This is a genomic window from Pseudomonas sp. JC1203, from assembly GCF_056175065.1.
The window spans coordinates 100989-115193 of sequence record NZ_JBWCAM010000017.1; the positions used below are offsets into that span (position 1 = coordinate 100989).

Annotated in this window: 8 protein-coding genes; all 8 read right to left on the minus strand. The window is 64.9% G+C overall.

Annotated features, from left to right (window positions below; translation table 11 throughout):
• Positions 1-50: 50 nt before the first annotated feature.
• Positions 51-2138, minus strand: coding sequence for a putative bifunctional diguanylate cyclase/phosphodiesterase (locus tag AC0SZ7_RS23455; protein ID WP_475506607.1), 2088 nt, complete (start codon positions 2136-2138; stop codon positions 51-53).
• A gap of 217 nt (positions 2139-2355) precedes the next feature.
• A complete protein-coding gene (locus AC0SZ7_RS23460) occupies positions 2356-3858 on the minus strand; it encodes an efflux transporter outer membrane subunit (RefSeq protein WP_475506608.1) in 1503 nt (500 codons plus the stop codon).
• Positions 3855-6962 carry an efflux RND transporter permease subunit gene (locus tag AC0SZ7_RS23465; RefSeq protein ID WP_475506609.1) on the minus strand — a complete coding sequence of 1036 codons (3108 nt, stop codon included), beginning with the start codon at positions 6960-6962 and terminating at the stop codon, positions 3855-3857. The genes AC0SZ7_RS23460 and AC0SZ7_RS23465 overlap by 4 nt, the downstream gene beginning before the upstream one ends.
• Positions 6959-10132, minus strand: coding sequence for an MdtB/MuxB family multidrug efflux RND transporter permease subunit (locus tag AC0SZ7_RS23470; RefSeq protein ID WP_475506610.1), 3174 nt, complete (start codon positions 10130-10132; stop codon positions 6959-6961). The genes AC0SZ7_RS23465 and AC0SZ7_RS23470 overlap by 4 nt, the downstream gene beginning before the upstream one ends.
• Positions 10129-11451 (minus strand): MdtA/MuxA family multidrug efflux RND transporter periplasmic adaptor subunit, encoded by a 1323-nt coding sequence (locus AC0SZ7_RS23475; protein WP_475506611.1) that lies wholly within the window; start codon positions 11449-11451, stop codon positions 10129-10131. Before AC0SZ7_RS23475 ends, AC0SZ7_RS23470 begins: the two co-directional genes overlap by 4 nt.
• A gap of 264 nt (positions 11452-11715) precedes the next feature.
• Entirely contained in the window at positions 11716-12216 is a 501-nt protein-coding gene (gene tpx / locus AC0SZ7_RS23480) for a thiol peroxidase (RefSeq protein WP_475506612.1), read from the minus strand.
• A gap of 166 nt (positions 12217-12382) precedes the next feature.
• The gene (locus AC0SZ7_RS23485; protein WP_475506613.1) at positions 12383-13705 is read right to left on the minus strand and encodes an OprD family outer membrane porin; all 1323 of its coding nucleotides are present in this window, start codon (positions 13703-13705) and stop codon (positions 12383-12385) included.
• Positions 13706-13864: 159 nt separating this feature from the next.
• Positions 13865-14131, minus strand: a complete 267-nt coding sequence (locus AC0SZ7_RS23490) for a DUF1652 domain-containing protein (protein ID WP_475506614.1) — start codon at positions 14129-14131, stop codon at positions 13865-13867.
• Positions 14132-14205 lie beyond the last annotated feature (74 nt).

Below are 14205 nucleotides of genomic sequence, written 5' to 3' on the forward strand. Positions count from 1 at the left end.
TACACTCCTCATGGGGATTGCAGGGTTGAACGCTGGCTATTGTACGAAATTCAGGTGCCCGACGCGCGCTGCACGTTTTCGGCCGCGTGAATATCCGCCATGAAACGCTCCGCAGGCAAGGGGTGACCGAGCAGAAAACCCTGCAACGAGTCACAACCCAGGCGGGTCAGGAAGTCTTGCTGGTTATCGGTTTCCACCCCTTCGGCGACGATGCGCAAGCCCAGGGCCTGCCCCAGGGCGACGATGGCCGAGACGATGGCGGCGTCATCGCTGTCCTGCTCCAGGTCGCGGACAAAGCCGCGGTCTATCTTCAGCTCGTTGGCCGGCAAGCGCTTGAGGTACATAAGGCTTGAATAGCCGGTGCCGAAGTCATCGATCGACAGGTCCACGCCCATGTCCGACAGCTGGCGCAGCACACTCATGCTGGCGTCGGCGTCGTTCATGGCGGTGGTCTCGGTAATTTCCAGGGTCAGGTTGTTGGCCGCCAGCTGGTGCCGTTCCAGCGCTGCCGCGACGCTGGCCACAAGGCCCACGTGGCAGAACTGCAGCGCCGACAGGTTCACCGCGATGCGCCAATGGCCGTAGCCCTGCAACGCCCATTCGCGCATTTGCCGGCAAGCCTCGTCCAGCACCCAGTCGCCGATGCTGATGATCAGCCCGGTCTTTTCCGCCAGGTCAATGAACCGGTCGGGCGCCAGCAGGCCCATTTCCGGGTGCTCCCAGCGCAGCAGCGCCTCGGCGCCCACCGGCTGGCCGGTACTGGCCTCGAACTTGGGCTGGTAATGCAGGCGCATCTGGCCGCGCTCCACCGCCACGCGCAGGTCCTGCAACAGTTGCAGCTGCTTGCGGGCGTTGGTGTTCATCGAGCCGTCGAAGAAGCTGTAGCCGTTCTTGCCGGCGCTCTTGGCGTGGTACATGGCGGCGTCGGCGCTCATCAGCAGGGTGTGCTGGTCACTGCCGTTGCCGGGGTACATGGCGATGCCGATGCTGGCGGAGATCTGCAGGTTCTGCTCGGCCACACGGAACGGCTGGGCGATCAGGCCTACCTGGCGCGCCGCCACGGTGGGGGCGTCGTTGGGCTCGCCAAGCGCCACCAGCAGCACGAACTCGTCGCCGCCGATGCGCGCCAGGGTTTCCTGGCCATGTAGATTGCCGCGCAGGCGCAGGGCCACGGCGCGCAGCAGTTCGTCGCCGGTGAAGTGGCCAAAGGCGTCGTTTACCGGTTTGAAGCCGTCCAGGTCGATGAACATCAGCGCAAAGCAGCCGCCGCTTTCGTCCACCCGCTGGATGGCCTGCTCGATCCGATCGGCCAGCAGCACGCGGTTGGGCAACCCGGTGAGGTTGTCGTGCAGGGCCAGTTGCGTCAGCTCGCGGTTGGCAAGGCGCAGCGAGTTGGCCAGGTCCGCGGTGCGCGCCTCCATGCGCGCATCCAGCACCGAGGTCAGCAGGGTGATGCCCAACACCGCCAGGCTGGTGATCAGCACCATGTAGTCCAGGCCCTTGCCGGTCAGGCCGCCCGCTGCACCGCAGACGCTGCCCTCGGGGAACATGGCCGCGGCCATGCCGGTGTAGTGCATGCCGACGATGGCAATGCCCATCACCACCGAGGCCACGCCGCGCGCCAGCACCACGTGGGGCGCGGCGTGGCGCAGGCGGAAGGCTATGTACAGGGCCGCCGCCGAGGCGCCGATGGCAATGATGATGGAGTCGATGAACAGCACGGGGTCGTACTGAATGCCCGGGGTCATGCGCATGGCGGCCATGCCGGTGTAGTGCATGGTGGCGATGCCGCTGCCCATGATCAGCGCGCCGAAGGCCAATTGCCTGAACGGCAGGCGCGGCTGGCTCACCAGCCACATGGCAAAGCCCGAGGACAGCACGGCAATCAGCAGCGACAGCGCGGTGAGCTTGAGGTCGTACCCCAGGGCGATGGGCAGGCTGAAGGCGAGCATGCCGATGAAGTGCATCGACCATACGCCGACGCCCATGGACAGCGAGCCACCGGCCATCCAGAAGTACACCGCCCGCCCCTTGGCAGTGGCGATGCGGCCGACCAGATCCAGCGCCGTATAAGAGGCCAGCATGGCCACGCACAGTGAGATGACAACCAGGGAGGGGGAATAACTACCAATCAGCATGCGACTCTCTAAACCTGCAAATCCGACGCGTTCCCTGCGGAAAATCTGCGCGGGATTGTACGCAATTAAACGTTTGTTTGCTTGCGAAGAGCGCCTGATTACGGGGCCTTGACGCGATATCGCGTGGCCACTACCCAATCCAGCTTCTACAAGGGTCTGGCGCCTGTACAGCGTTGTACAGGGCCGCCGCAGACCTTAACCTTTCAGACGGACGGCATCAAGGCGCACGGCTCAAATCCATCTGCCCGTCCCAGCCCCCGCCCAGGGCGGCGATCAGTTGCACGCTGGCCACCAGCCGGCTCTGCAGCACATTGAGCACGCTGCGCTCGTTGCTCAGAGCGGTGGCCTGCACGGTGACCACGTCCAGGTAAGCGATAAGCCCGGCCTTGTACTGGTTGGTGGTGAGGCGCAGGGATTCGCGCGCCGACTCCAGCGCCTGCTGGCGCACCTGGGCCTCGTCTTCATAGACCTTGAGCTGGACCATGTAGTTTTCCACCTCCTGGAAGCCGTTCAGCACGGTCTGCCGGTACTGGGCCACGGTCTGGTCGTAGACTGCCTCGGTGCGGTCCACCTCCGCCGAGCGCTGGCCGCCGTCGAACAAGGTGCCGGCCAGTTGCGGGCCTACCGACCAGAAGCGGTTGGGCAGGGTCAGCCAGTTGGCGAACGTGCTGCTGCTGTAGCCGCCCGACAGGCTCAGGCTCAGGTCCGGGTAGTAGGCGCTCTTGGCCACGCCGATGTTGGCGTTGGCGGCCATAACCGAGCGCTCGGCGGCGGCGATGTCGGGGCGCCGTTCCAGCCACTGCGATGGCACCTGCACGGGAATTTGCGGCAACGCCGGGATGGCCTGGCTTTCGGCCAGGTTGAAGTCGGCCGGGGGCACGCCCATCAGCACCGCGATAGCGTTCTCGAACTGTGCGCGCTGCCACGCCAGGTCCACCAGGTCGGCCTGGGTGGTGCGCAGCTGCGTCTGCGCCTGGGCCACGGCGTCGGCGCCCGAGACCCCGACCCTGTACTGGTTCTGGGTCATGGTGAGCGAGCGCTGGTAGGTTTCCACCGTGGCCTGCAGCAGGCGCTTCTGCTGGTCGATGACCCGCAGTTGCAGGTAGTTCTGCACCAGCTCCGATTGCAGGCTCAGGCGCATGGCGGCAAGGTCGGCGAGGCTGGCCTGGGCGCTGCCCTTGTCGGCTTCCAGACCGCGGCGCAGCTTGCCCCACACATCGGCCTCCCAGCTGACGCTGGCCTGGGTGCTGTAGGTATTGCGGATGCCGCTGCTGGCGCTGCTCAGGCTGGAACTGCTGCTGCCGGCGCCCTGGGCCGAACGGGTCTTGCTGGCACTGAGGTCGACGGTGGGGAAGAACGCGCCGCGCGAACTTTTCACCAAGGCCTGGGCCTGGCGGTATTGGGCCTCGTACTGGGCCACGGTCTGGTTGGAGTGGTTCAGGCGTTCCACCAGGCCATTCAATTGGGTGTCCCCGTACAGTTCCCACCAGGCACCGCGCGCCAGGGCATCGCTGGGCTGCGCCTGGCGCCAGCCCTGGGCTTCCTTGAACTGGGCCGGCGCGGCCACGCCAGGGCGCTGATAGTCAGGCCCCACGGCGCAGCCGCCCAGCAGCAGGCCAGTGAGCATCAGCGCGCTCAGGCCCAGGTTGAGCAGGCGCGAGCCACGGGCGGTGGCCATCTGGCAGGTCAAGGGGCGCAGCAGCACGGTCGGCTTGTTCATAGCGGGGTTTCCAGGGATGCATCGGTACACACGCCGCGCCAGCGGTTGACCCGGTGGCGCAGGCGGTCGAGGTAGAGGTAGACCACCGGGGTGGTGTACAGGGTCAGGATCTGGCTGAAGATAAGCCCGCCGATAATGGCCAGGCCCAGCGGCTGGCGCATTTCCGCGCCTTCGGTGCCGCCGATCAACAGCGGCAGCGCGCCGAGGATGGCCGCAAGCGTGGTCATCAGGATCGGCCGCAGGCGTTGCAGGCAGGCCTGGCGAATCGAATCGAACGGCCCCATGCCCTGCTCGCGTTCCAGCTGCAGCGCCAGGTCAATCATCAAAATAGCGTTCTTCTTGACCACGCCGATCAGCAGGAACAGCCCGAGCAGCGAGATCAGGCTGAACTCGCCGCCAGTGACGTAGATGCTCAGCAACGCGCCCACCCCTGCCGACGGCAGCGTGGACAGAATGGTCAGCGGGTGCACGTAGCTCTCGTAGAGGATGCCCAGCACCAGGTACACCAGCACCAGCGACCCCAGGATCATCCACGGCTGGCTCTTCTGCGCGGCGGCGAAGGCATCACCGGTACCGGCCACCTTGACGATGATGTCCTCGGGCAGCCCCAGGGAGGCGATGGCGCGTTCGATGGCCGCGGTGGCGCGGTCCAGCGGCACGCCCTCGGCGAGGTCGAAGGAGATGCTTTCCGAGGCGAACTGGCCTTCGTGGCTGACGCTATCGTCGGCCAGGCTGTTCTCGTAGTGGGCAATGCTGGACAGCGGCACGCGCGCACCGGCCGAGTTGATCACCTGCACCTGGTCCAGTGTGACCGGGTCCTGGGCGTACTTGGGGTTGATTTCCATCACCACTTCGTACTGGTTGAGGCTGTCGTAGATGGTGGAGATCTGCCGCTGGCTGTAGGCGTTGTTGAGCACCGCCGTCACCGTGCTCATGTCGATGCCCAGGCGCTTGGCCTGGTCGCGGTCCACCACCAGCGTCACCTGGGGAGCGCCACGGCCTTCGCGGGCGTCGATGGAGGTCAGCTCGGGCAGTTTCTTGAAGGCTTCGGTAATTTTCGGGTACCAGGTGCGCAGCGCGGCCAGGTCGCCGCTCTGGATAATGTACTGGTACTGGTTGGTGGTCTGGTCACGGGCGCCGCCGAACTGCAGGTCCTGGTCGGCCATCAGCATCAGCCGCGCGCCGGGCACCTTGGGCAGGTTCTTGCGCAGGCGCTCGATGACCTGCTGGGCGTTGACGTCGCGTTCCTTGATGGGCTTGAGGCGCACCAGGATGGTGGCGTTGTTGGTGCCGTTGTTGCCGCCGATGAAACCGGCGACGCTGAGCACCGCCGGATCGGCGATGATGGCGCGACGGAAGGCTTCCATCTTCGGCTGCATGACGGTGAACGACAGGCCGTCGTCGCCGCGCACGAAGCCCATCAACTGGCCGGTGTCCTGCTGGGGCATGAAGGTCTTGGGCACCACAACGTACAGGGCGATGTTGACGCCGATGGTGATCACCAGGCTGATCAACGTCAGCCGTCGGTGCGCCAGGGCCCAGCCCAGAGTGCGGTCGTAACCGCGCACCAGGGCGTCGTGCACCCGGTTGCTCCAGTACTGCAGGCGGCTTTCGCGGCCCGCCACGTGGGGCTTGAGCCAACGCGCGCAAAGCATCGGGGTCAGGGTCAGCGACACCAGCAGCGACACCACGATGGCCGCCGACAGGGTAATGGAGAATTCGCGGAACAGCTTCTCGATGATGCCGCCCATGAACAGGATCGACATGAACACGGCCACCAGCGAGGCGTTCATGGCCAGCAGCGTGAAGCCCACTTCCTGGGCGCCCTTGTAGGCAGCCTTCATCGGCGCCATGCCAGCGTCGATGTGGCGGGAGATGTTCTCCAGCACCACGATGGCGTCGTCCACCACCAGCCCCGTGGCCAGGATCAACGCCATCAGCGACAGGTTGTTCAGCGAAAAACCCCACAGGTACATGATGGCGAAGGTGCCCACCAGCGACACCGGCACCGCCAGCGTGGGGATCAGCGAAGCGCGCCAGTCGGCCAGGAACAGGTATACCACCAGCACCACCAGCGCCACGGCGATCAGCAGGGTGCTCTCGGCCTCGTGCAGGGTGGCGGTGATCACCGGCGAGCGGTCCATGGCGATGTTCAGCCGCACGCTTGCCGGCAGCACGGCTTCCAGCGCCGGCAGCTGCGCCTTGATCTGCGCCACGGTCTTGATGATGTTGGCGCCGGCCTGGCGGTTGATCACCAACAGCACCGCCGAGTCATCATTGAAGAAGCCGGCATTGTAGCGGTCCTCCACCCCGTCGGTCAGCTTGGCCACGTCGCTCAGGCGCAGGGCCGAACCGTTCTGGTAGCGGATGATCAGCGGCCCGTAGTCCTTGGCCTTTTCCAGCTGGTCGTTGGCCTGCACCTGCCAGTTGTGCTCGCCGCTTTCGACGAACCCCTTGGGCCGGCGCACGTTGGCGTTGGCGATGGTGGTACGCACCTCGTCCAGCGACACGCCGTACTGGTTCAGCAGGTTGGGCTCCACCTCGACGCGCACTGCCGGCAGCGAACTGCCACCGATCTGCACCTCCCCTACCCCGTCCACCTGGGACAGGCTTTGCGACAGGATGGTGGACGCCAGGTCGTAGAGCTGGCCCTTCTGCAGCACGTCGGAGGTCAGCGACAGCACCATGATCGGCGCCTGCGCCGGGTTGACCTTCTTGTAGGTGGGCATGCTGCGCATGCCGCTGGGCAGCAACGGCCGCGAAGCGTTGATGGCCGCCTGCACCTCGCGCGCCGCGCCATTGATGTCGCGGTCCTGGTCGAACTGCAGGATCACCCGCGTGGAGCCCTGGCTGGAGCGGCTGTTCATGTTGCTGACGCCCGAGATACTGCCGAAAGCGCGCTCAAGCGGCGTGGCCACCGTCGACGCCATGACCTCGGGGCTGGCGCCGGCGAGGTTGGCCGACACCACGATCACCGGGAAATCCATCTGCGGCAGCGGCGACACCGGCAGCAAACCGAAGCTGACGCCGCCCAGCAGCATCACCGCGACGCTGAGCAGCATGGTCGCCACCGAGCGGCGAATGAACGGGCCGGACAGGTTCATGCCGACGCCTGCGGTTCAGCGGCCGGGGCCTTGCGCCAGCGGCGCGCCAGGCGGTCGAAGTACAGGTAGATCACCGGTGTGGTGAACAGCGTCAGCACCTGGCTCACCAACAGGCCGCCCACCATGACCAGGCCCAGCGGCTGGCGCAGCTCGGCGCCCGAACCACCGGCCAGCATCAGCGGCACGGCGCCGAACAGCGCGGCCATGGTGGTCATCAGGATAGGCCGGAAGCGCAGCAGCGCCGCCTGGTAGATGGCTGTCTGCGGGTCCAGGCCCTGGTTGCGCTCGGCGTCCAGGGCGAAGTCGATCATCATGATCGCGTTCTTCTTGACGATGCCGATCAGCAGGATGATGCCGATGATGGCGATCATGCCCAGGTCATTGCCGCTCAGCAGCAGCGCCAGCAAGGCGCCCACCGCCGCCGATGGCAGCGTGGAGAGGATGGTGATGGGGTGGATGTAGCTCTCGTAGAGAATACCCAGCACGATGTACATGGTCACCACCGCCGCCAGAATCAGCAGCAACGTGCTCGACAGCGATGCCTGGAACGCCTGCGCGGCGCCCTGGAACTGGGTCTGTACGCCAATCGGCATGCCGATGTCGTGCTGCACCTGCTCGATCAGCTCTACCGCCTGGCCCAGGGCCACGCCCGGCGCCAGGTTGAACGAGACCATCACCGCCGGGAACTGGCCGATGTGCGAGATGGCCAGCTGCGCCTGGCGCTGCTCGATGTGCGCCAGGCTCGACAGGCGCACCTGGGTGCTGTTGGTCACCGGCAGCGACGAGCTGGCGCCGGTCAGGGTGCTGGACACCGTCTGGTTGATGGCGCTGTCGCTGGGCGTGCTCTTGACGTAGATCTGCTCCAGCGCCTGCGGGCCGATGACCGAGGCGTTGGCGGCCTGCAACACCACGCGGTACTGGCTGGCCTGGGTGTAGATGGTGGAGATCTGCCGTTGGCCGAAGGCGTCGTACAGCGCGTTGGTGATGTCGGAAACGTTCACGCCCAGGCGCTTGGCCTGGTCGCGGTCGATCACCAGGTACACCTGCAGGCCCTTGTCCTGCAGGTCGCTGGCCACGTCGGTGAGCTGCGGCTGCTGGCGCAGGGCGTCCACCAGCTTGCCGCTCCACTGGCTGAGCAGGTCGGCGTCGGGGGACGACAGGCTGAACTGGTACTGGGTGCGGCTGACCCGGTCTTCGATGGTCAGGTCCTGCACCGGTTGCATGAACAGGCGCATGCCCACCAGCTTGTCGGCTTCAGGCTGGATGTTGGCGATCACCTGGCTGGCGGTGAGCGTGCGCTGGCCCAGGGGCTTGAGGTTGATCAGCATGCGCCCGCTGTTGAGCGTGGCGTTGTCGCCATCCACGCCAATATAGGAAGACAGGCTCTCGACGTCCGGGTCCTGCAGCACGATGGCCGCCAGGTCCTGCTGGCGCTGGCTCATGGCGCTGAAGGAAATGGACTGCGGCGCCTCGGTAATGCCCTGGATCACCCCGGTGTCCTGCACCGGGAAGAAGCCCTTGGGCACCACCATGTAAAGAACCACGGTGAGGCCAAGGGTAGCCACGGCCACCAGCAGGGTCAGCGGTTGGTGGCGCAGCACCCACTGCAGCTTGCGGCCATAGGCTTCGATCAGCCAGTCGATCCAGGCGCCGCTGGCGCGGTAGAAGCGCGTCTGCTCCTCGGGCTTGGGCTCGCGCTTGAGCAGGCGCGCGCACATCATCGGCGTCAGGGTCAGCGACACCACCAGCGAAATCAGGATGGCCACCGCCAGGGTAATGGCGAATTCGCGGAACAGCCGCCCTACCACGTCGGCCATGAACAGCAGCGGGATCAACACCGCGATCAGCGAGAAGGTCAGCGACAGCAGGGTGAAACCGATCTGCCGGGCGCCCTTGAGCGCCGCCTGCAGCGGCGTCTCGCCCTCCTCGATGTGCCGCGAGATGTTCTCCAGCATGACGATGGCGTCGTCCACCACGAAACCGGTGGCGATGGTCATGGCCATCAGCGTCAGGTTGTTGATGGAGAAACCGGCCAGGTACATGATGCCGAACGTGCCGATCAGCGACAGCGGCACGGCCACCGAGGGAATGATGGTGGCGCTGAAACGGCGCAGGAACAGGAAGGTCACCAGCACCACCAGCGCTACCGAGAACAGCAGCTCGTGCTGCACGTCCGCCACCGAGGCGCGGATGGTCTGGGTGCGGTCGGTGAGCACCGCCACGTCCAGGCCCGCCGGCAGGTTGTCGGTAATCGAAGGCAGCACTGCCTTGATGCGGTCCACCACCTCGATGACGTTGGCGCCCGGCTGGCGCTGGATGTTCAACAGCACGGCCTGGTTCTTGTTGGCCCAGGCAGCCAGGCGCTCGTTCTCGGCGCCGTCGACGATGGTCGACACGTCCTTCAGGCGCAGCGGCGCACCGTTGCGGTAGCTGAGAATAAGGTTGGCATATTCCTCGGGCGAGACCATCTGGTCGTTGGCGTCGAGCATCGACACGCGCGTGGGGCCGTCGAAGTTGCCCTTGGGCTGGTTGACGTTGGACGCGGCGATCAGCGTGCGCACGTCGGCCAGGTTAAGCCCCGCCGCAGCCAGCGCTTCGGGGTTGACCTTGATGCGCACGGCCTGGCGCTGGCCGCCGGCAATGGAAACCATGCCGACGCCGGTGATCTGGGCGATTTTCTGCGCCATGCGCGTGTCGACCAGGTCATTGAGCTTGGGCAGCAGCATGGTTTTCGAGCTGATGGCCAGGGTCAGCACCGGGGTGTCGGCCGGGTTGACCTTGTTGTACACCGGCGGCGCCGGCAAGTCGGTGGGCAGCAGGTTGGTGGCGGCGTTGATGGCCGCCTGCACCTGTTGCTCGGCCACGTCCATGTTGATGTCGAGGCTGAAGCGCAGGGTCAGTACCGAGGCGCCGCCAGAGCTGGTGGACGCCATCTGGGTGAGCCCGGGCATCTGCCCGAACTGGCGCTCCAGCGGCGCGGTCACGGCGCTGGTCATCACTTGCGGGCTGGCGCCGGGATACAGGGTCATGACCCGGATGGTCGGGTAATCGACCTGGGGCAATGCCGACACCGGCAGCAGGCGGTAGGCAATCAAGCCGGCCAGGATAATGGCCAGCATGCTCAGGGTAGTGGCTACCGGACGCAGGATGAACAGCCGCGACAGATTCATACGCCCGCCTTGCTCCGGTGGCCGTTGCCGGCCTGCTTGCCGGCGGCGTCTTCACCCTTGAGGTGCTCGCCGGGGCTGGTGGGCACCTGGCCCGGGTCGTTGACCACTTCCACGCTGCTGCCCTCGCGCAGGCGGTCGGTGCCTTCCAGCACTACGCGGTCGCCCTTGGCCAGGCCCTCTTCGATCACGGTGACGTTGCCGTCGGAGGCGCCGATTTTCAGCTGGCGAATGCGCACCTTGTCATTGCCGTCCATCGCATAGGCGAAGGTGCCGTTGGTGCCGAACTGCACGGCGGCCGAGGGCGCCAGCACCACGTTCCTGAGGGTGTCGGACAGCAGGTGGACGTTGACGAACTGGTTGGGGAACAGCGCCAGGTCCTTGTTATCGAAGTAGGCCTTGAACTTCAGGGTGCCGGTGGTGGTGTCGATCTGGTTGTCGATGCTGTGCAGCACACCTGCCGCCTGCTGAGTACGGTCGCCACGGTCCCAGGCTTCGACCGGCAAGGTGGCGCCGCTGCGCACGCGCGCCAGCACCGGGTCGAGGGTGGTCTCGGGCAGGGTGAAGATCACGCTGATGGGCTGCACCTGGGTGATCACCGCCAGGGCAGTGGTGTCGTTGGCCGCCACCAGGTTGCCCACGTCCAGCTGGCGCAGGCCTACGCGGCCGCTGATGGGCGCGCGAATCTGGGTGAACTCCAGGTTCAGCTTGGCGTTGTTGACGTTGGCCTGGTCGGTGAGCAGCGTGCCCTGGTACTGGCCCACCAGCGCCTCGGCGGTATCCAGGGTCTGCTTGGCGATGCTGTCCTGGGCGAACAGCTCCTTGTAACGCTGCAGATCGCGCTGCGCGTTCTTCAATTGCGACTGGTCCTGGGCCAGCGTGCCCTGGGCCTGCTGCAGGGCAATTTCATACGGACGCGGGTCGATCACCGCCAGCAGGTCGCCGGCCTTGACCATCTGCCCTTCCTGGAACGCCACTTTCACCAGTTCCCCCGCTACGCGGCTGCGCACGCTGATGGTATTGGTGGCGGTCACCGTGCCCAGGGCTTTCAAATAGACCGGGAAGTCGCCCACCGTAGCCGGCGCCACCCGCACCGGCGTAGGCCCGCTGGCCGGGCCGAAGCCTGGGCGCATGGGGTTGCCGCCCGGGCGCCCGCCGTGGGGCCGGCCTTTCTCGGGCGGGCCGGCCTCATGCTGCTGGGCCGGCGAATGCTGCGCACGCCAGTACAGGCCCGCGGCAATCAGCAGGATCAGGATCAGCAGGCCGAACAGCCAACGGGGAAAGGTGCGGGAACCGGCGGGTTGCATGGAATGATCGACCATTTTTGAAAGTGGATGTGTCGGGAGGCTGGAACGATAATCATTGTTACGAATATTGCAAAGTGCCTTTACCCGCTATTTACGTAGGACGGGTTTATGCCGCGTTTCGTCCACAAAAGAAAACGGCCTGGAGCATGCCAGGCCGTTTCTTTATTACTGCATGTAACTGCAACCTTGTGGGAGCTGGCTTGCCAGCGAGCTTTTAGGGGGCCTAAAAAAACTCGCTGGCAAGCCAGCTCCCACAGGAGGCTTACACCTATAAAGGTGTTACTTCAACACCGCCAGGGCAGCATCGTAGTTCGGCTCTTCGGCGATTTCGCCGACCAGCTCGGTGTGCAGCACGTTGTCATTCTCGTCCAGCACGACCACGGCGCGGGCAGTCAGGCCGGCCAGCGGGCCGTCGGCCAGGGCAACGCCGTAGGCTTCCTTGAACTCGGCGCCACGCAGGGTCGACAGGTTCTGCACGTTTTCCAGGCCTTCGGCACCGCAGAAGCGGGCCTGGGCGAATGGCAGGTCGGCGGAGATGCACAGCACCACGGTGTTGGCCAGTTCGTTGGCCTGGGCGTTGAACTTGCGTACCGAGGTAGCGCAGGTAGGGGTGTCAACGCTTGGGAAGATGTTCAGCACTTTGCGCTTGCCGGCAAACGTTGCCAGGGTCACGTCAGCCAGGTTGCCGGCAACCAGCGAGAACGCAGGCGCCTTGGCGCCGACTTTCGGCAGTTCGCCCTTGACCTGGACAGGGTTGCCTTTGAGCGTCACTTGAGCCATGAACGGAATCCTTCTGCGATATGGAATAAAGACAGGGAGTTAACCATGAATCCCTGCAAACTAAAACTGTGGGAGCTGGCTTGCCAGCGAGCTTTTGGCAACACCTCAAAGCTCGCCGGCAAGCCGGCTCCCACAATGCATTTACCCCATCGTCACCGCGCGGCTGTTACCAGAGCGGCATCACGTAGCTGACGTAGAAGCGGTTCTCGTCCTGGTGGGTCTGGCCGGTCATGCTCGGGTTGGCCTGGGCATTCTTCCAGGTCACGCCAAGGCCCTTCAGGGTACCGTCCGGCACCACGTAGCTCAGCGCCAGGTCGCGTTCCCATTCGCTGTCGCCACCACTGGCGACCTTGACCTGGTCACCGTGGGCGTACAGCGCCGAGAAGCCCAGGCCCTTGAGGCCCAGTTGACCGAAGTCATACTTGTACAGGGCCAGGAAGGTACGCTCGCCGGCGTGCTGGAACTTGTTCAGTTGCAGGTTGGTGAGCGCCGGGGTGTCCGCGCCGCTGCCAGGGCCCTGGCGGGCATCGCCGCTGTTGAGGCCCGAGTCCAGGTACGGGAAGTCGCTGTCGCCGGTGTTCTTCTGCGCGCCCAGGCCGAAGGTGTGACCCATCAGGCTGTAGCTTTCCATGATGCTGAAGGTCGACTGGTTGATGCGGCCCTTGGTGGTGGTGCCGCCATAGTAGCCGGCGGCGCCGTATTCGCTGTCGCCATCGCCGTTGCCGCCAGTCCCCAGGCTGCGGTAGGCGCGCAGGTCGGTGGCCAGGCTACCCACTGGCAGTTGGTCGGTGTGCTTGAGGCCCAGGTAGAACTGTTGGTAGTAGTCGGCCAGGTTCGAATACCAGCCGCTCAGCGTAGTGTCCTTGATGCCGGTGTAGTCGGCGCCGCCGTAGCTGAAGCGGTTGCTGCCCTTCGCACCACCGCCGGTGATCATGTCCTGGTCGCCGGTTTCGTTGCGGATCTTGGTCTGGGTGATGTTGCCCAGGGTGAAGATGTAGTTGTCCAGGTCCTTGGAAACCAGTTGCGCACCGGTGTTGGTCTGTTGGTACAGACGGCCGTCGGTGTTGGCCAGCATCGGGTTGTTCTGGGTCAGGGTGCCGACGCGCAGTTCGTCCTTGAGGAAGCGCATCTTGAAGGTCGGGCTCAGCACGCCGAACTGGTTGGCCGATTTGCCATCATCCAGCGGGAACATGCTGCCCTGCTGGGAATTGGAGTCCAGCTTGACCCCGTAGAAGGCTTGCAGGTCCAGGCCGAAGCCGACGGTGCCCTCGGTGTAGCCGGACTTGAAGTTGAGCTCGAAGCCCTGGCCCCAGTCGCGCACGCTGTTGGCCTTCTTGTTGCTGCCCACCACGTCGCTGCCCTGCTGGTTCAGGTAGCGGTTGAGCAGGGTCAGGTCGGCATGGCTGTCGTCGATGAAGTCGGCGTGTGCACCCAGGGCGGCAGTGCCCAGCAAGGCGCCTACCAGGGGACGGGCTATCTTCTTGATCATCACGGGTCTCGTTGGAGTCGGTTAAAAAACTGACGCCATTACGGATCCGTTACATGACATTTCAGAGACAAGTTCCATGAAACCACATGAAACAAAATTTAAGAAAGTGGCTGAACGCCATCATTTGCCCGGCGCCGCTGGGCGGCGCCGGTCTGGCTCTCAGCTGGCTAGAGCATGAGGGAAGGTGTGACGGTTGTGCTTCAACTCGTGACGAAGTTCGGCAATCAGGTCGGAGATGGCCCGGCTGCTGTTCAGGCGATCGGTCGAAATACCGGTGACCATCAGGCCCACATGGCCGGTCACGGGGTCACTGACCTGCACGGTCAACGACTGGTCCGGTGCCACGGTGCACGTGCAGTGGTCCGGCAGAAAAGCACATTCGATGATATTGCGTAGTTCCAGTGAACAAAGTCCCAGTGTCATCATCTCAGGCATCCTCGCTCGGGCAGTTTTGGCGCGCAAAAAATGCGCTTGAAATACTGTGTATATACCCTGTTACA